This window comes from Janthinobacterium sp. GMG1 (assembly GCF_034427795.1).
In the GTDB taxonomy this organism is placed as follows: domain Bacteria; phylum Pseudomonadota; class Gammaproteobacteria; order Burkholderiales; family Burkholderiaceae_D; genus Janthinobacterium.
In genome coordinates, this window is the sequence record NZ_JAXQNT010000001.1 from 936341 (window position 1) to 954374 (window position 18034).

At 65.3% G+C, this 18034-nt stretch carries 16 protein-coding genes and 2 tRNA genes; 6 read left to right on the forward strand and 12 right to left on the reverse strand.

Features of this window, described 5'->3' with window-relative positions:
• Window positions 1-77: 77 nt before the first annotated feature.
• Window positions 78-1124, reverse strand: coding sequence for an aldo/keto reductase (locus SJI03_RS04250; protein WP_322426436.1), 1047 nt, complete (start codon window positions 1122-1124; stop codon window positions 78-80).
• Window positions 1124-2173: a quinone-dependent dihydroorotate dehydrogenase gene (locus SJI03_RS04255; protein ID WP_322426352.1), complete on the reverse strand. Its 1050-nt coding sequence runs from the start codon at window positions 2171-2173 to the stop codon at window positions 1124-1126. The genes SJI03_RS04250 and SJI03_RS04255 overlap by 1 nt, the downstream gene beginning before the upstream one ends.
• Before the next feature lie 203 nt (window positions 2174-2376).
• On the opposite strand from SJI03_RS04255, the gene SJI03_RS04260 reads away from it, so the two are divergent.
• The gene (locus tag SJI03_RS04260; protein ID WP_322426353.1) at window positions 2377-5688 is read left to right on the forward strand and encodes a S41 family peptidase; all 3312 of its coding nucleotides are present in this window, start codon (window positions 2377-2379) and stop codon (window positions 5686-5688) included.
• A 30-nt stretch (window positions 5689-5718) separates the two neighbouring features.
• Here the strand turns inward: SJI03_RS04260 and SJI03_RS04265 are convergent, their stop codons facing one another.
• From SJI03_RS04265 to SJI03_RS04275, 3 genes are read right to left on the reverse strand one after another with little or no spacing between them, the layout of a single operon-like run.
• Window positions 5719-6441: an arginyltransferase gene (locus SJI03_RS04265; RefSeq protein WP_099378000.1), complete on the reverse strand. Its 723-nt coding sequence runs from the start codon at window positions 6439-6441 to the stop codon at window positions 5719-5721.
• 60 nt (window positions 6442-6501) lie between these two features.
• Window positions 6502-7218: a leucyl/phenylalanyl-tRNA--protein transferase gene (aat, locus tag SJI03_RS04270; RefSeq protein WP_322426354.1), complete on the reverse strand. Its 717-nt coding sequence runs from the start codon at window positions 7216-7218 to the stop codon at window positions 6502-6504.
• Window positions 7219-7248: 30 nt separating this feature from the next.
• Window positions 7249-7827: an NUDIX hydrolase gene (locus tag SJI03_RS04275; protein WP_322426355.1), complete on the reverse strand. Its 579-nt coding sequence runs from the start codon at window positions 7825-7827 to the stop codon at window positions 7249-7251.
• Window positions 7828-8172: 345 nt separating this feature from the next.
• Here SJI03_RS04275 and SJI03_RS04280 point away from each other — a divergent pair.
• Together SJI03_RS04280 and SJI03_RS04285 are read left to right on the forward strand one after the other, a co-directional pair.
• Window positions 8173-8249: transfer RNA gene (locus SJI03_RS04280), tRNA-Met, on the forward strand.
• Window positions 8250-8391: 142 nt separating this feature from the next.
• Window positions 8392-8468 (forward strand) — tRNA-Met (locus tag SJI03_RS04285).
• 62 nt (window positions 8469-8530) lie between these two features.
• Here SJI03_RS04285 and SJI03_RS04290 read toward each other — a convergent pair.
• Window positions 8531-9316: a helix-turn-helix transcriptional regulator gene (locus SJI03_RS04290; RefSeq protein WP_322426356.1), complete on the reverse strand. Its 786-nt coding sequence runs from the start codon at window positions 9314-9316 to the stop codon at window positions 8531-8533.
• A gap of 110 nt (window positions 9317-9426) precedes the next feature.
• On the opposite strand from SJI03_RS04290, the gene SJI03_RS04295 reads away from it, so the two are divergent.
• Entirely contained in the window at window positions 9427-10605 is a 1179-nt protein-coding gene (locus SJI03_RS04295) for an MFS transporter (protein WP_322426357.1), read from the forward strand.
• Here the strand turns inward: SJI03_RS04295 and SJI03_RS04300 are convergent.
• Together SJI03_RS04300 and SJI03_RS04305 are read right to left on the reverse strand one after the other, a co-directional pair.
• On the reverse strand, window positions 10602-12908 hold the full coding sequence (locus SJI03_RS04300) for a xanthine dehydrogenase family protein molybdopterin-binding subunit (protein WP_322426358.1): 2307 nt from the start codon (window positions 12906-12908) through the stop codon (window positions 10602-10604). The genes SJI03_RS04295 and SJI03_RS04300 overlap by 4 nt on opposite strands.
• Window positions 12905-13381: a (2Fe-2S)-binding protein gene (locus SJI03_RS04305; protein WP_099377994.1), complete on the reverse strand. Its 477-nt coding sequence runs from the start codon at window positions 13379-13381 to the stop codon at window positions 12905-12907. Before SJI03_RS04305 ends, SJI03_RS04300 begins: the two co-directional genes overlap by 4 nt.
• A 151-nt stretch (window positions 13382-13532) precedes the next feature.
• Between SJI03_RS04305 and mug the strand changes: the two genes are divergently transcribed.
• On the forward strand, window positions 13533-14054 hold the full coding sequence (gene mug, locus SJI03_RS04310) for a G/U mismatch-specific DNA glycosylase (RefSeq protein ID WP_099378182.1): 522 nt from the start codon (window positions 13533-13535) through the stop codon (window positions 14052-14054).
• Here the strand turns inward: mug and SJI03_RS04315 are convergent.
• The gene (locus tag SJI03_RS04315) at window positions 14035-14949 is read right to left on the reverse strand and encodes a LysR family transcriptional regulator (protein ID WP_322426359.1); all 915 of its coding nucleotides are present in this window, start codon (window positions 14947-14949) and stop codon (window positions 14035-14037) included. The genes mug and SJI03_RS04315 overlap by 20 nt on opposite strands.
• A 137-nt stretch (window positions 14950-15086) precedes the next feature.
• Here SJI03_RS04315 and SJI03_RS04320 point away from each other — a divergent pair, with 137 nt between their 5' ends.
• Complete coding sequence (locus tag SJI03_RS04320; RefSeq protein WP_322426360.1) at window positions 15087-16307, forward strand: MFS transporter; 1221 nt, start codon at window positions 15087-15089, stop codon at window positions 16305-16307.
• Here the strand turns inward: SJI03_RS04320 and SJI03_RS04325 are convergent.
• From SJI03_RS04325 to SJI03_RS04335, 3 genes are read right to left on the reverse strand one after another with little or no spacing between them, the layout of a single operon-like run.
• Window positions 16304-17104 (reverse strand): anti-sigma factor, encoded by an 801-nt coding sequence (locus SJI03_RS04325; protein WP_322426361.1) that lies wholly within the window; start codon window positions 17102-17104, stop codon window positions 16304-16306. The genes SJI03_RS04320 and SJI03_RS04325 overlap by 4 nt on opposite strands.
• Window positions 17101-17622 (reverse strand): RNA polymerase sigma factor, encoded by a 522-nt coding sequence (locus SJI03_RS04330; RefSeq protein WP_322426362.1) that lies wholly within the window; start codon window positions 17620-17622, stop codon window positions 17101-17103. Before SJI03_RS04330 ends, SJI03_RS04325 begins: the two co-directional genes overlap by 4 nt.
• A 21-nt stretch (window positions 17623-17643) precedes the next feature.
• The gene (locus SJI03_RS04335) at window positions 17644-18015 is read right to left on the reverse strand and encodes a hypothetical protein (RefSeq protein WP_322426363.1); all 372 of its coding nucleotides are present in this window, start codon (window positions 18013-18015) and stop codon (window positions 17644-17646) included.
• Window positions 18016-18034: the final 19 nt, after the last annotated feature.

Consider the following 18034-nt stretch of genomic DNA (forward strand, 5'->3'; position numbering starts at 1 on the left):
CAGCTGTTGCATAAATACGACTATCTGGATGAGAGTGGGGAGTCTGGCGGCGACATGCACCGCCAGACGGAGGGCGTTTACTGTCCCGGATTGGGCGCGCTGGCGTGGATGGCGTCGACGGCCGCCACCAGTTCCGGCGACAGCGTGACTTGATGCGCGTCGATATTTTGCTGCAGCTGCGCCACGCTGGTGGCGCCGATGATGGTCGAGGCCACGAACCAGCGCGAGTAGCACCAGGCCAGCGCCAGTTGCGCCGGCGTCAAGCCGTGCGCGCGGGCCAGCGCCGCATACTGGCTGGCTGCCTCTATGGTAGCGGGGCGCACGTAGCGGGGACTCCAGCCGGCCGGGAAGCGAGTCAGGCGGCCCTTGGCCTGCGGATCGTCGAGGTACTTCGCCGTCAGCTGGCCGAACGCCAGCGGGCTGTAGGCGAGCAAGCCCACATTTTCCCGGTGGCAGGTTTCGTCGAGCAGGCTCGTCTCGAAATGGCGCGCCGTCAGGTTGTACAGGTTCTGGATGGATACGATGCGCGGCAAGCCTTTCAGCTGCGCCTGCTTGATGTATTCGCACACGCCCCACGACGATTCGTTCGATACGCCGATGTGGCCGATCTTGCCTTCGTCGACCAGCTTGCCCAGCACGGCCAAGGTGTCTTCGATGGCGACCGAGGCGTGCTCCTTGCGCGGGTTGTACACGCTGGCGCCGAAGATGGGCAGGTTGCGGCTGGGCCAGTGCAATTGATACAGGTCAATGTGCTCCGTCTGCAGCCGGCGCAAACTGTCTTCGATGGCAGCGCGGATGTTGGCCGCGTCGTGGTCCGTCTTGCCCTTGCGTATCCAGTGCATGCGCGAATTCGGCCCCGCCACCTTGCTGGCCAGCACGATCTGGCTACGCTTGCCACTTTTCCTGAGCCAGCTGCCGATGTAGCGCTCCGTGCTGCCCTGAGTCTGCGCGCTGGCCATCACCGGATACATCTCGGCCGTGTCGATGAAGTTGATGCCCCGCTCCAGCGCGTAATCGAGCTGGCTGTGCGCTTCGGCTTCGCTATTCTGTTCGCCGAAGGTCATCGTGCCCAGGCAGATCCGGCTCACTTCCAGATTGCTGGAACCCAGTTTGATCTTGTTGATCATTTGGCCTGTTTGCCGCGCAGCGCGCGCGCGCAATCCTTGATCAGCGCGGGACCGGTGTAAATCAGGCCGCTGTACAACTGCACCAGCTGCGCGCCCGCCTCGAACTTGGCCACGGCATCGCTGCCCTGCATGATGCCGCCCACGCCGATGATGGGCAGTGTGTCGCCCAGTTCCGCCTTCAGCAGACGGATGACATTGTTCGACAGTTCGAACACGGGCGCGCCCGACAGGCCGCCCGCTTCCGCGCCGTGCGGCATGCCTTCCACGGCGCTGCGCGACAGCGTCGTGTTGGTGGCGATGACGCCGTCAATCTTGTGACGCGTGAGCGACTCGGCGATGCTTTTCACCTGTTCGCCATCCATGTCCGGCGCGATTTTCAGGGCCAGCGGCACGTAGCGTTTGTGCTTGTCGGCCAGGCGTGCCTGGGCTTCCTTGAGCTGCGACAGCAGGGCGTCGAGTTCCGACGCGCCCTGCAGCTGGCGCAGATTCTTGGTGTTCGGCGACGAGATGTTCACCGTCACATAGCTGGCGTAGGGGTAGACTTTCTCCAGGCACAGCAGGTAGTCGTCGGCCGCCCGTTCGATGGGCGTATCGGCGTTCTTGCCGATGTTCAGGCCCAGCACGCCGGCGCGGTTCTGGTAAAACTTCGATGCCTGCACGTTGGCGACAAAGGCGTCGACGCCGCCATTATTGAAACCCATGCGGTTGATGATGCCCTGCGCTTGCGGCAGGCGGAACATGCGCGGTTTCGGATTGCCCGCCTGCGCGCGCGGCGTGACGGTACCCACTTCGATGGAACCAAAGCCCAGGTCGGCCAGCGCGTCGATGTAGGCGCCATCCTTGTCCAGGCCCGCGGCCAGACCGACCGGGTTCGGGAAGGTGATGCCCATCACCGTGCGCGTATCAAGAGCCGGTTTGCCGGCCAGCTTCGTCAGGCCCAGCGCGCTGGCGCGTTTCAGGGCGGGCAGGGTGAGATGGTGGGCCGCTTCGGCATCCATCGAAAACAGCAGCGGGCGGGCGAGGGAGTACAGGAATTTTTCAGACATGGGGCGCTTTGAGTAGGTGTGCGTGGCGCCGGGAAGGGCTGGCGGCGCGCGAAATAAGTGCCGTATTTTACCGTGTTCCACGCGGCTGCCGGGTGTATAGTTCTTGTTGGTCTAGTGCAATATTAATCCCTTGATAATCAGCATCGGGCCTTGGCCTTTCCTGTTTCTTCTCTGTTCTCTTTACCTTATAAGCGAGACATCGATTGAAAAAGACACGCATCCTGACCGCCATCGCGGCCGCCAGCGCACTGTTGCTGAGCCACCCGGCCCTGGCACTGCCGAATACGCAAGATACCCGCATGCTGAGCGGACCGGCCGTCTCCAGCCGCCACATCGCCTTCATCTATGCGGGCGATTTGTGGCTGTCCAACCTCGATGGCGGCGGCGCGCGGCGCCTGACGTCCGACCTGGGCGACAAGTCCAACCCGGTGTTCTCGCCCGACGGCAGCCAGATCGCGTATAGCGCCAACATCGACGGCAATGTCGACGTGTATGTGATCGCGGCCGCCGGCGGCGTGCCGCGTCGCCTGACGTTCCACCCAGGTGTTGATCTGGCGCAATCGTTCACGCCCGATGGCCAGGCCGTGATGTTCACCTCACCGCGTGCCGCTTTCAACAACCGCTTCCAGAAGCTGTTTACGGTGCCGGTGGCGGGCGGCGTGGAAACGCAGTTGGAAATCCCGAACGCCTCGCGCGCCACGTATTCGCCCGATGGCAAGCGCATTGCGTACAACCCGCTGGCGCCTGCCTTCAAGCAGTGGAAGCGCTACCGTGGCGGCACCAATTCCTGGCTGTGGCTGTTTTCGTCCAGCGACAAGTCGATCGAAAAAATCCCCCAGCCGACGACGCGCTCGAACGACGTCGATCCCATGTGGCTGGGCGACACCGTCTACTTCCGCTCCGACCGCAATGGCGAATTCAACCTGTTTGCGTATGACGTGAAGACGAAAGCCGTGCGCCAGCTGACGCGGCATGCGGATTTCCCCGTGTTGAACGCGTCGGCCGCGAACGGCACCATCGTCTACGAGCAGGCGGGCTACCTGCACGCGTTCGACATCGCCAGCGGCCAGGCGCACAAGCTGGCCATCGGCGTGGCCAGCGACCTGGGGCAAACGCGGCCCCGCTGGGTCAAGAACGCGAAATACATCCGCGACGCCTCGATTTCGCCCTCGGGCGCGCGCATCGCCTTCGAGTACCGGGGCGAGATCGTCACCATCCCCGCCGACAAGGGCGACGTGCGCAACCTGACGCAGACGGCCGGCGCCCACGAGCGCACGCCCATCTGGTCGCCCGATGGCCGCTCGGTCGCGTATTTCTCGGACGAGTCGGGAGAATATGAACTGCATGTGCGGGCGCAGGATGGCAAGGGTGCCGTGAAAAAGTTCAAGCTGAATGGCAGCGGCTTCTATGACAACGCCGTCTGGTCGCCCGACAGCAGGAAGATCGCGTTTGCCGACAATGGCTGGAGCATGTACGTGATCGACGTCGGCACGGGCAAGGTGCAAAGAATAGCCACGGAGCCGATGTATGGCGTCGACAAGAGCATGCGCGCCTCGTGGGCGCCCGATTCGCGCTGGCTGGCCTACACGCTCAATTCGCCCACCTACACGCGCAGCGCGTATATCTATTCCGTCGAGCAGAACAAGTCGATGCCGGTGACCGATGGTCTGTCCGACGTGGCCCAGCCCGTGTTCGACAAGAGCGGCAAATACCTGTACTTCTTCGCTTCGACGAATGCTGGCCCCAGCAACAACTGGTTCTCGCAGCAGAATGAGGACAACCTGGTGACGCGCACCGTGTGGATGGCCGTGCTGCGGCGCGACCTCCCATCGCCGCTGATCAAGGAAAGCGACGAGGAAAAGGCCGCCAGCGCGGAGAGCAAGAAGGACACGGCGAAGGCGGAGGCGGAGCCGAAGAGCGAAGCGAAGATCGATCCGAAGACGGGCCGCGACGACCCGAACGTGGTCGTGGCGCCCGTGGCGCCGATCCACATCGATTTCGATGGCATCGCCACGCGCATCGTCGACCTGCCGCTGCCGGCCGCGCAGTTCTCCAATCTGACTGCTGGCGCTGCGGGGCAGATATTTTTGCTGCGCGAAAGCGATGGCAAGAAAGCCGTGCAGCGCTTCGATCTGAAGGAGCGCAAGGCTGAAACCGTGGTGGCCGAAGCGGACGACTTCGAAGTGTCGGCCGATGGAAAGAAGCTGCTGTACCGCCAGAAGGACAATTGGGCCATGGGTTCAGCCACGGGCAAGCTGCTGGCGCCGGGCGAAGGCAAGATCAAGGTCGACGCCATTGAAGTAAAAGCCGATCCGCGCGCCGAGTGGACGCAGATTTTCAACGAGGTGTGGCGCATCAACCGCGATTACTTCTATGATCCGGGCATGCATGGCGTGGACTGGAAGGCCATGCGCGACAAGTACGCCGTGTTCCTGCCCGAGCTGTCGAGCCGCGCGGACCTGAATCGCCTGATCCAGTGGATGTGCAGCGAACTGGCCGTGGGCCACCATCGCGGCGGCGGCGGCGACGATTTTATCGAGGCGAAGAAAGTGCCGGGTGGACTCTTGGGCGCCGACTATGACGTGAGCGACGGTCATTATCGCTTCAAGAAGGTGTATGGCGGCTTGAACTGGAATCCCGCCCTGCGCGCGCCGCTGACGGAGCCGGGCTTGAACGTCAAGGCGGGCGAATACCTGCTGGCCGTCGACAGCCGCCCGGTGGCGCCACCCACCAACTTGTACAGCGCCTTTGAAAACACGGCAGGTAAGGCCATCGACCTGACAGTCGGTCCCTCGGCCGACGGCAAGGGCGCGCGCACGGTCACCGTCGTGCCCGTCCCGACCGAGGATGCCTTGCGCAACCGCGACTGGATCGAAGGCAATATGCGCAAGGTCAACGCGGCGACCGGCGGCAAGGTGGCGTACGTGTACGTGCCGAATACGGCGGGCCTGGGCCACACCTACTTCAAGCGCTATTTCTTCCCGCAGGCGGACAAGCAGGCCATCATCGTCGACGAGCGTTTCAATGGCGGCGGCAGCGTGGCCGATTACTACATCGAGATCCTGCAGAAGAAGGAAATCGCCTGGTGGACCATGCGCTATGGCGCTGACATGAAGACGCCGTCCGCGTCGATCCAGGGCCCGCGTGCCATGCTGATCGACGAGACGGCCGGTTCGGGCGGCGACCTGCTGCCGTGGATGTTCCGCAAAAATAACATGGGCCCGCTGATCGGCAAGGCGACGTGGGGCGGCCTGGTGGGCGTCCTCGGTTTCCCTGTGCTGATGGATGGCGGCTTCATCACGGCGCCCAACCTGGCGTTCTGGACGCGCGAAAACGGCTGGGGCGTGGAAAACGAAGGCGTGCCGCCCGATATCGAAGTCGAGCAAACGCCGGCCGACGTCATCGCCGGCCGCGATCCGCAGCTGGAAAAGGCGATCGAGGTGATCCAGGCCGAACTGGCGAAGAACCCGCCCGCGCGACCCAAGCGTCCGGTGTTTCCGGACAAGAGCAAGTAGGCAATGAAAAAGGGGCGCAAGCCCCTTTTTTTACATCACGACCCACTGCCCCTTGATGCGTGCTTCCAGCGGCTTGAAGTTGATTTTATAGGCCATCTTCGGGCTTTGCTCGATCCAGTAACCGAGGTAGATGTAGGGCAGGCCCAGTTCGCGCGCCTGGGCGATTTGCCACAGCACGTTGTACGTGCCGTACGAGGCGCCCGGCACGTCGGGGTCAAAAAATGTGTAGACGGACGACAGGCCATCGGCCAGCACGTCGATGATGCTGACCATGCGCAGGATGCCTTCGGCATCGCGGAACTCCACCAGGCGCGTGTTGACCCGGCTTTGCAGCAGGAATTGCGCATACTGGTCGCGGCTGTCCTGGTCCATGCCGCCGCCCGCATGGCGCGTGCTCTGGTAGCGCAGGTACAGTTCGTAGTGCTCGTCGAGGAAGGACAGGGTGGCCACGCCCGCCTGCAGGTCGGCATGCCGGCTCCAGGCGCGGCGCTGGTTGCGGTTCGGGGTGAACTCGCCCGTCACGACGCGCACGGGAATGCAGGCCTGGCAGCCGTCGCAATACGGGCGGTAGGTAAAAATGCCGCTGCGGCGAAAGCCGTTGCGCACCAGTTCCGAATACACGTCGCTGTTGATCAGGTGCGAAGGCGTGGCCACCTGCGAGCGGGCCTGGCGGTCGTCCAGGTAGCTGCACGGGTAGGGCGCCGTCGTGTAGAACTGCAGGGTGGCAAACGGTAGTTCGTTCAGGTGCGTCATGCTGATCCTGTCTGGTCTGTCCGCGGCAATGGAAGTCTGCGTAGAGATATCATAGCTTTTTTATGCCGGTGGCGCAGCTTGCCAATCCGTGATTTGCGCTGCTTCAATGGCGATCCTCACATGGGCGAGGAAGCGCGCGCGCGAAATGGGCGCCGCGCCCAGCGAGGCCAGGTGCCTTGTTTCTTGCTGACAGTCAATCATGGTCACGCCGCGCGCCTTCAAAAAGCGCACCAGCTGCGCCAGCGCGATCTTCGAGCCATCCGTCACGCGCGCGAACATCGATTCGCCATAGAACATGCGCCCGATCGACACGCCATACGCGCCGCCGACCAGTTCCCCGTCGAGCCACAGTTCCGACGAGTGCGCGTAGCCCAGCTTGTGCAAGCCCGTGTAGCCGGCGATGATTTCGTCGGAAATCCAGGTGCCCGGGCCATCCTTGCGCGGCGCCGCGCAGGCGCGCATGACGGCGTCGAAATCGCTGTCGAAGCGCAGCTGCCAGCGCCCGTCCGTGGCGGCGCTGCGCTCGACCTTGCGGATTGCCTTGGCCAGGCTGTCGGACACTTTGAAATGCTCCGTCATCAGCACCATGCGCGGGTCGGTGCTCCACCACAAAATAGGCTGGCCTTCGGAAAACCAGGGGAAGATGCCGCGCCGGTAGGCGTCGAGCAGGCGCGCGGGCGACAGGTCGGCGCCGGCCGCCAGCAGGCCGGGCGCCTCGTCGGTGAGGGCGCGCGAGACGTCGGGGAACGGGGTATGGGTGTCGAGCCAGGGAATCATGCGGCGTGAGAGGTGGCGGTTGGATGGAACTTACTCGGCATCGGCGCGCGCCATCGGGCGCGTGATGTCGCCCGTATGCACAGCATAGCTGCCGCCTTCGCGGATTTTCACGCGGTCGGCAAAGAACAGTTCCAGGGTGGCGCGGATGGTGGGGAAGGCCAGGTCCTCCCAGGGAATCTGTGCTTCCGTAAACAGCTGCACGTCCAGGCTTTCGATGCCTGGCGCGAAATCGAGGTCGCGCAAACGCGCCAGGTAGAACAGGTGCACCTGGTGCACGCGCTGCACGTTGAGCAGCGAAAACAGGGGTCCCAGTTCGATATTCGCGCCCGCTTCCTCCACCGTTTCGCGCTCGGCCGCGTCCGACGTCGTTTCATCGTTTTCCATGAAACCGGCCGGCAGGGTCCAGTAACCGAGGCGCGGCTCGATGGCGCGCTTGCACAGCAAGACCTGCAACTGGCCATCTTCTTCCCACACGGGGATGGAGCCGACCACCATTTTCGGGTTCTGGTAATGGATGGCGTCGCAGTTGGCGCAGACATAGCGCGGACGGTTGTCGCCTTCCGGAATGGACAGGCTGACAGGATGGGCGCATTCGGAGCAGAATTTCATGGGCAGGCTTCGGAAAATGGGTGTCTAAGTAATCCTCAGGAAATTATTGTGAATTTATGACGAACAGAACCGGATGCTATGCAAGGCGCCCGCTGCGACGCAGTGCGAGCACTGCTAGCAGCGGGCAACGCTGCAGAGCGCCGGTTATGGAAGTCAGAAATCACAATAATTTATTGGGGGTTACTTAGTGTAACGCTTACTGTACACCGATTGCGCGTGGCGTGGCGTGAGGGGCGGACACAATGCCGACCGGCAATTGGCCGGTTTTTATAATTAAATGGTTCTATTGCAGTCTAAATTGAGATAGCTATTGCCTAAGCCCCCCGTTTGCCCTTATAATTCTTGTGCGGGGTGGAGCAGTCTGGCAGCTCGTCGGGCTCATAACCCGAAGGTCACAGGTTCAAATCCTGTCCCCGCAACCAATACCGGAAAGCCGCTGATTCTTGCAAAAGATCAGCGGCTTTTTCCATTGCTGGCCAACGACAATATCCGGCAGACGGGGCACACGTGCAATTGTCAAATCATGCCCTTTACGCCGCGCAACAATCTGGTATATAATTCGAGTGCGGGGTGGAGCAGTCTGGCAGCTCGTCGGGCTCATAACCCGAAGGTCACAGGTTCAAATCCTGTCCCCGCAACCATTTCGAAGCCGCTGGTTCCTCGCAAGAGGGCCAGCGGTTTTTTCGTTGTGCGGGGAGATTTCCTATTCCAACTGGCGCGCATACACGACCAGCCGCAAATGGCGGTCCGCATCGATGGTCAGCGAGGTGTGCTCGTACGCGACCTGCTCGCCGTCGATGCTCAGGCGGCGCACGCCGGCGCATGGCGCATGCACGTCGTGGCGGCGCCACCACAGCTTGAATTCGGGCGAGACTTTTTCCAGTTCCTGCACCAGCGCGTGGATGTCCGCTTCCTGCGTGGCGCGCGCGTAGTCGCGGCGAAAGCTCGACAGCATCAGCGGCGCCTGCTCTTCCCAGGCCGTGAAGCGTGATCGCAGCAGCGGGTCGGTAAACAAGAGCCACAGCAGATTGCGCCGCGATGGCACATGCGCGCCGAAGCCAAACAGGGTGTCCGCGCCCGCATTGAAAGCCAGCACGTCCCAGCGCAGATTGAGCACATACGCCGGATGCGCCAGCTCGTGCATCAACCGGCGCACCGGCGGGGGCACCACGCAAAACGTCTTGCCTTCTTCGGCTGGCGGACGCGCATGTGCGAGCAGGAACAGGTGGCGGCGTTCGCCCCCGTCCAGTTTCAGCACTTCGGCCAGCTTGTCGAGAAAGGCGCTCGAGACGCCGATGTCGCGCCCCTGCTCCAGCCAGGTGTACCAGGTCAGCCCCACGCCAGCCAGCGCCGCCACTTCTTCGCGGCGCAAGCCGGGCGTCCTGCGTCGCCCGCCGCCGGGCAAGCCCACGTCCTCGGGCGACAGGCGTGCGCGGCGCGCCTGCAGGTAGGCGGCCAGTTCGTGGCGGGTGCGGGCCAAAGTGCGCATGGTGTTGTCTTTCCGGTGAGTCTGTTGCTATCAGTAATAGCATAAACAGTTAAATTGTAATTGTTTATATTGTATTCCAGAATGCCTGCTTTCTTTCTGAAAGCTGGCCCATGTCTGACTATTCTTCCTCCCGTACCGGTCTTCCCGCCACCGTCTACCTGATCGCCATTGGCGCGTTCGCGCTGGGCATGGCGTCGTATGTGACGGCGGGCCTGATGCCGATGATCGCCGGCGCGTTTTCCATCTCCCTGGCGATGGCCGCGCAACTGGTGACGGCGTTTACCCTGGCCTATGGCCTCGGCTCGCCGCTTGCCGTGGCCTTGCTGCCGGCGCGCGCGCAGCGCTCCGGCCTCTTGCTCGCCCTGGGCGTGTTCGTGCTGGCGAATGCAGCCAGCGCGCTGGCGCCCGGTTTCAGCAGTCTGCTGGCGTGGCGGGGCATCGCCGGCATCGGTGCTGGCGTGTATCTGGCGCTGGGCATCGCGGCGGCGGCGGGCGTGTCGGCGCAGCAGCAGCGGGGCAAGGCCATCGGCGTGATCATGGGCGGCATGGCGGGCGGCACGGTGCTGGGTGTGCCATTGAGTTTGCTGCTGGCGCAGCAGCTGGGCTGGACGGCGGCCCTGTGGCTGGTGACTCTTCTGGGTGGGCTGGCGCTGGCGGGCTTGCTGTGGAAACTGCCCGCGCTGCCGGCGGCGCCGGCCACGTCGCTGCGCCGCAAGCTGGCCTTGCTGGCCGATGGGCAGGTGCTGTCCATCTTGCTGGTGTCGCTGCTGGCGGCCATCGCCAGCCTGGGCATGTACACGTTTATCGCGCCGCTGCTGGCGTGGTCGGCGCACGGCGCGGCGATGTCCGTCACACCTTTCCTGTGGGCGTGGGGCGTGGGGGGAATCGCTGGCAGCGTGCTGGTCGGGCCTTGGGCGGACAAGGTGGCGGCGCCGAAACTGACCTGCTGCATCTTGCTGCTGCTGGCGCTGGCCTTGTGCGCGCTGCCGCTGGCGGCCGGCTGGTCGGCCTGGCTGATGCTGGCGCCGATCGTGCTGTGGGGCGCGGCTGGCTGGGCCTTGCAAGTGCCGCAAAACCAGCAGTTGCTGGCCGTGCGCGCGCGGCAGGGCGACGGCAACCTGGCCATCGCCCTCAACGAATCGGCGCTGTACCTGGGCAGCGCCATCGGCGCCGCCATGGGTGGCTTGCTGCTCCTGCTGGACTGGTCCATGTGGCTGCTGGCGGCCGGCGCCGCAGCCGTGGCAGCCGCGGCGTTGCTGCTGCAGTTCTTCGTTGCGCGGCGCTCCTAGCCTTTCTTCGCCAGCTGCATGCCCACGGGCAGGGCGCGGATGCGCTTGCCCGTGGCGGCGAAGATGGCGTTGCACAGGGCGGGCGCGATGGGTGGCGTGGCCGGCTCGCCCACGCCGCCCAGCTCCATGTCCAGGGTGCCCGGCACCAGGTGCGTGTGGATCACGCGCGGCGCGTCGGCGGCGCGCAGCACGGCGTAGTCGTGGAAATTGCTTTGCTCGACCCGGCCATTCTTGAAACTGATCTCGCCGCTCATGGCCAGCGACAGGCCCATGATGCAGGCGCCCTCGATCTGCGAACGCACGCGGTCCGGGTTGATCTGCGGTCCGCAATCCATGGCGATATCGACCCTCGGCACGATGACTTCGCCGGCCGCATTGATTTCCACCTCGATCACGGCCGCCACATAGGTGACGAAACTGTAGGACACGGCCAGGCCCAGTCCCCGTCCCTTGGGCAGTTTGCGGCCCCAGCCCGCCTTGGCTGTCGCCAGCTCGATCACGTGGCGCATGCGGCCGATATCGACTGGATACTTTGCCGGGTCTTCGCCATAGTTCCAGCCGTCGGACAGGTCGGCCGGATTGATCTTGCGCGCGGGGCCCAAGAGCGCCAGCAGGTAGTCGCGGTGGTCTTTCTTTGCCGCATGGGCCAGTTCGGCCGTGAACGACTGGATGGCAAACGCGTGCGGGATGTTCGACACGGAACGGAACCAGCCGATGCGCGTGTGGGCCGGCACTTCGGGCACCTCGACGCGGATGTTCGCGATGGCGAACGGCACGTTGATGGCCGACATGCCCAGCTCGAACGGCGCCTGCTTGTTCGCGCCGGCGGCAAAGGTCGAGGTGATGGTGGGCGCGGCCGTGCGGTGCAGCCAGGCCGTCGGCATGCCTTTCGCGTCGAGCGACGCTTCCAGCCGTTCGACGGAGACCGTGTGCAGGTAGTCGTGCTGCAGGTCGTCGTCGCGCGTCCACGTCAGCTTGACGGACGCGCCATCCATGGCTTTCGACAGTAGCGCCGCCTCGACGGCGAAATCGGGTTTCGATTTGCGTCCGAAGCCGCCACCGAGCAGGGTCACGTGCACGGTCACGTCGTCATACGTCAGGCCCAGGGCCTTGGCCACGTTGCTGCGCGTCGCCTGCGGCGCCTGTACGCAGGCCCACACTTCGGCCTTGCCGTTGGCGATGCGTACGGTGGCGGCGGGCGGCTCCATGGTGGCGTGGGCTAGGTGGGGCAGATAGTATTCGGCACTGAGCTTGCGCGCGGCGGGAGCGGCGGCCAGCGTCGCCACCGTCTTGCCCTGGTCGCGCGCCGGGTTGGCGGGCTGGCGCACGGCCGCTTCCAGCGTCTTGCGGAATGCCTTCGAGTCGTAATCGCCGTTCGGGCCGTCGTCCCATTCCAGTACCAGCGCTTCGCGGCCCTTGATGGCGGCCCAGGTGTTTGTCGCGATGACGGCCACGCCGCCCAGCGGATTGAACATGGCCGGCGGCGGGCTGCCCGCCAGTTCGACGATGCGCAGCACGCCCGGCACCTTCAGGGCCGCGGTCTTGTCCACGCTTTTCAGCTTGCCGCCAAAGACGGGCGGACGGGCGATGACGGCATACGTCATGCCATCGAGGCGCGTGTCGATGCCGAAGTGGGTATTGCCGGTGATGATGTCGTGCAAGTCGATGCCGCGCGTGCTCGTTTGTCCGATGTAGCGCAGCTCGTCCGCCGTTTTCAGGCTGATGCGCGCGCGCGGCGGCACCGGCAATTTGGCCGCTTCCTCGGCCAGCGCGCCGAACGACAGCGAGCGTCCGCTGGCCGCATGCACAACAGCGTGGTTGACGGCTCTGACTTCCGTCACGGGCACGTCCCAGCGCACGGCGGCCGCCGTTTCCAGCATCAGGCGCGCCGTGGCGCCCACGTGGCGCATGGCGCGGAACGAGTGGCGCATGCTGCGCGAGCCGTCCGTATCCTGGCTGCCGTAGCGCGCTTCATCGGCGGGCGCCTGCTGCACGCGCACCTGCGCCCAGTCGGCGCCCAGTTCGTCGGCTGCCACCATGGGCAGGCTGGTGCGGATGCCCTGGCCCATTTCGGAGCGGTGCGCCACGATGGTGACGATGCCGTCGGCGCTGATCGACAGGAAGACCAGGGTGTCGTCGACCACGCCGCCAGCCATGCTGTCGCCGCCGTATTTGACGGCGTCGGCCGCCATCACGAGGCCCGAAGGGCCGGCCACCAGGGTCAAACCGGCCAGCGCGCCGGCGGCCTTGAGCCAGTTGCGCCGCGCGGGCGAATGTGCGGCGGTAGTGTCATGGATGCTCATTTGGCCGCTCCTTTTGCGTTGATGCTGGCCGAGGCCTGCTTGATGGCCGCATGGATGCGCGTGTAGGTGCCGCAGCGGCAGATATTGCCGCTCATCGCTTCGCGGATCTGCTGGTCGTTCGGTTTTGGCGTCTTGTGCAGCAGGGCCGTGGCCGACATGATTTGCCCGGCCTGACAGTAGCCGCATTGTGGCACGCCGTGTTCCTGCCACGCTTGCTGCAGCGCAAAGCCAACCTTGTCTTCGCCCACCGCTTCGATGGTGGTGATCTTCTTGCCGGCGGCGGCCGAGACCGGCGTTACGCAGGAGCGGATGGCTTCGCCATCGAGGTGCACGGTGCAGGCGCCGCACAGGGCCATGCCGCAGCCGAATTTGGTGCCGGTCATGCCCAGTTCGTCGCGCAGGGCCCACAGCAGGGGCGTGTCTTCAGGCAGTGCAAGGTCGTGCTGCTTGCCATTGATGGTCAGGGTCGTCATGTGTATTCCTCGGTGGGGGATGGTGCGGGACAGCGCGACGGCCATCCGCCAAACGGATTAGCTCATCAGTATGGGATGGTAGCACCAGCCGCCCTGCGCTGCAGGAGATATGGCCGGTGGCATACTGCGGCTTCTGATATCGGAGTTTTCCATGACATACATCACAACGGCGCCGGGTTTGCCCGACATCCTCGCTCCCGGCTTGCAGGTGGTATTTTGCGGCCTCAATCCCGGCGTGGACGCGGCGGCCGCCGGCCACCATTTTCTCGGTCGCGGCAACCGCTTCTGGCCCGTGCTGCACCTGGCCGGCTTCACGCCGCATCTGGTGGCACCGCAGGACGATGCCAGCGTGCTCGGTTTCGGGCTCGGTTTGACGGCGGCCGTCGGGCGCCCGACCAGCCGCGCGGACCAGGTGGGAGCGGATGAATTCGCGCAAGCGGCGGCGAGCCTGCAGCACAAACTGGCATTGGCGCAGCCGCAGTGGATTGCCTTCCTGGGCAAGGCCGCCTACGCGGCGATGACGGGAAAACGCCAGCTGGAGTGGGGCGAGCAGCCGGAGCGCTTCGGCGGTGCGCGCGTGTGGATACTGCCCAATCCGAGTGGTCTCAATCGCGGCTATTCGAAGGAGCGGCTGGTCGAGGCCTATGCGGAACTCAGGCGCGCGCTGGGCTGACGTCCAGTGCCACGGCGCGCAACAGCGGCGTGACGAAATCGAGGAAGGCGCGCAATTTCAACGGCAGCGGCGCTTGTCCCTTGTGCAGCAGGCTGACGGGCAAGGGCGCCGCTTCGAACGGTGCGAGCACGATGCGCAGCCTGTCGTCGCGCAGGGCGTCCATGACCTGGTACGACAGTACGCGGATCACGCCCGCGCCCAGGGTGGCGGCGGCGATTGCCGCGTCCACCGTATTGACGGCCAGGCGCGAATGCACGGACACGGACTGCGCAGCCTTGCCCGTGCCGAAGACCCAGGCGCGCCGCGATTCCAGCACCTCGAAGCTGATGCAGGCATGGGCTGCCAGGTCGCCCGGCGCAGCTGGCGTGCCATGCGCTGCCAGGTAGCCGGGACTGGCGCAGACGACCCGGCGCACGGTGCCGACCCGCGTCGCCATGAAGCTGCTGTCGGGCAGGTCGCCGATGCGCACGGCCACGTCGAGCTGCTCGTCCATCAGGTGCAGGACGCGGTCGGTCAGCACCAGCTTGATCTCGATGTCCGGATAGTGGGCCAGGAACGCCGCCACCACGGGCACGATGTGCAGGCGTCCGAACATGACGGGCGCCGTGATCGTCAGCTCGCCTTTCGGCGCCGCATATTCGCCCGTCGCAATACGCTCCGCTTCGCCGATCTCTTCGAGGATGCGGCGGCACGCGGTCACGTAGGATAGACCGGCCTCCGTCAGCGACAACTGGCGCGTCGTGCGGTGCAGCAGCCGCGTGTTGAGGTGCGCTTCCAGCGCCGCCACCTTGCGGCTGACGGTGGCCAGCGGCATGGAGAGATGGCGCGCGGCGGCCGACAGGCTGCCTGCGTCCACCACCGCCAGCAAGATGGTCATGGATTCCAGCCTATCCATGGCGTGTTCTCATCTGATCCTATCGAATTTTGGAAGAATGATTCTCAATCTTATGGGATTCTCTTTATCGGTGCAAGTACGTAAGCTGGTCTTCTTCGCTGCGGCCTGTTGCTGCGGTAATTTAAAAGGAGAGCGCCATGCGCCCCACGCCCACACCCCCGCCCGATGCACCCACCGTGGCATCCGCGCCGCGCGGCAAGATACTCATGATGGCGGTGATCGCCGGTGCGGTCATCACCAACATCTATTGCACCCAGCCTATCCTGCCCCTGATCCAGTCCGGTCTGGGCGTCGACCTGGCGGCCGTCAACCTGGTCGCCGGCGCGGCGCTGCTGGGCTTTGCCACGGGGCTGGCGCTGCTGCTGCCGCTGGGCGACCGCGTCGACCGGCGCACCCTGGTGCTGGGGCAGATCGCGCTGGCCTTCGCTTGCGCCCTGGCGGCGGCGCTGGCACCGGGCATCTGGCCGCTGATCGGAGCCTCGTTTGGCCTGGGCATCGTCAGTTGCGTGCCGCAGCAACTGGTGCCGCTCGCCGCGAGCATGTCGCCGCCCGGTGAGCGCGGCCGTTCCGTCGGCACGGTGGTCAGCGGCATCATGGTGGGCATCCTGCTCGGGCGCACGGTGGCCGGCGTGGTGGGCGAGGCCTGGGGCTGGCGCGCCGTGTACGCCATGGAAGCGGCGTTCATGGTGCCCGTCTGGATCGCGGCGGCGGCCTTGCTGCCACGCGGGAGACCGGGCAGCCAGCTCTCCTACCTTGGGCTGCTGGCATCGCTGTGGCCACTGGCGCGCGAGCATCGCCCGCTGCGCGAAGCTATGCTGATCCAGGCGCTGTTGTGGGCGTGCTTCAATGCGTTCTGGGTCAACCTGGCGTCGCTGCTGGCCAACGGTCCATGGCATTTGGGCAGCGCCTGGGCCGGCGCCTTCGGCATCATCGGCGCGGCTGGCGCGCTGGCCGCCACCTTGGGCGGCAGGGCCACCGACAGACTCGGTTCGCGCACGGTCATCGGCTTGAGCATCGCCATCGTGACCTTGTCCTACTTGCTGCTGGCGGGTGCCGCCTCGTCGCTGGTCTTGCTGGTGATCGGCGTCATCGTGCTCGATATCGGCGTGCAGGCTGCCCTGGTGGCCAACCAGACGCGCGCCTTTGCCGTCGATCCGGCCGCCCAGGGCCGCATCAACAGCCTGTACATGACGGCGACCTTCATCGGCGGCGCCGTCGGCGTGGCGGTCAGCGGCTGGCTGATGCAGCGTTTCGGCTGGACGGGCGTGGCGGTGTTTGGTGTCGTAGTGGGCTTGCTGGCTGGCGTCATCCACGTGGCCGGATCACGCGCACGGCAGCGGACTGCAAGCGCCACTTAACGCGGCTGCTCCAGCTGCGCGTACACGGCGTCGGCGATCTTGCCCAGTTCCTGCTTGGGCAGGCCCGCCGAGAGGGCATAACCGAGCTGGCCGTCGATCCAGTAAAACACGCTCAGGTCCTTTTCCTGCGTATAGCGGAAGGCCGTTTCCTGCCTGCCCGCCCGCTCTTTCGCCACGTACAGCGTCAGGCGCTGGCCTTTGCCATCTTCATACATGAATTGCGCCACAGGGCCATCGCCATCGCCGGGCAGCAATCGCCCGCCGATCAAGTGATAGCCGAGCGGCGACAGTACGGGCGGCTGCAATTTCGTGCCCAGGCGTTTCGACAGCCATTGCACCAGGTGCGCTTCCTGTTCCGCGCCCACCTCGACGGGGTGGCGTACTTCGGGCGTGTAGACGGCATGGGCGATGGCGGCGCTGCGCGCCAGGGAGATCGGGCTGGCGCTGGCCGTCCGCAGGGCACCGGCATCGCCGCCATCGCCGCGCAGCAGCCAGCCGCCCGCGCCGCCGGCAATCACCAGCACGACGGCCGTTGCCGCCTGCATGGCGTGCCGCTGCCAGGCGCCGTTCGCCGCCGGTGGCGATGCCGCCTGCCGCAGCGTCGGCGGCACGGCCTCGTCCAGCACGGGGTCGAACAGGGCGCGCAGTTGCCGGTTCTGTTCGCGCCACGCATCCACCCTGGCGGCATCCTCGGGATGCGCACGCAGGTGGGTGTCGATGGCCGCGCGCTGCGCCTCGGGCAGGACGCCGTCGGCCAGGGCGTGCAATTGCGCTTCGCTGATGGCTTGCGTTGTCATTTCACGACTTTCAGGGTGGGGACGCCATGGCTGCCGGCGGGGCGGCCGTCGAGCAGTTCGCGCAGCCGCTCGCGCCCGCGCGACAGCCGCGACATGACGGTGCCGACAGGGATGCCTAGGGTGGACGCCACCTGCTCGTACGGCATCTGCTCGAGCGCGACAAGCAGGATGACTTCGCGCTGTCCCAGCGGTAAACGGGCCAGCGCCGCATCCATTTCGCCGATGGCGATGGCCTGTCCCGGCGCACGCTCCGGCGCGGGCAGGAGGGTGTCGTCGTCGAGCTCCTGCAGCGTCAGGCCGGGGCGGCGCAACTGGTCCACGTGCAGGTTATGCATGATGGAAAACAGCCAGGGCCGCATCTCGCCGCCCCGTTGCCACTGGTCGAATTTGCGCCAGGCCCGCTCCACGGTGTCCTGCACCAGGTCGTCCGCGTGCGCGGCGCCCGCCAGCGCGCGCGCATAGCGGCGCAGGCCGGGCAGGCACGCTTGCAGCTGGCGGCTGTCCTCTTGCGTGGTCATCGTGGCGGCGGGATAGTGAGCTTAGGGCTTGACGACGTGCCACACGTTCTTGAAATTGTCGCCAGCCACGTCGCCCGGTTTCTTGTCTTCCTTGTACAAATACAGGGGCTTGCCCTTGTAGGTCAGCTGCATGGCGCCGTTGTCGTCGCGCTTGATGCTGCCATACGGGGCGGCGGGAGCCGCTTCGGTGGCGATGACGGCGGGCCAGGCCACCAGGCAGCCGCCGCTGCAGGCGCTCTTGCCGCTGTCGGCGACATCCTTGTCGAACACGTACACAGTCATGCCGCTGGCGTTGACCAGCATGCCGTTGGCGGGCATGACGTCGGCGGCGAAAGCCAGCGGGGCGGACAAGGCGGTGAAAAGGGCGGTGGCGGCAAAAGTAGTAAAGCGCATGATGGTCTCCTTGAGGTTT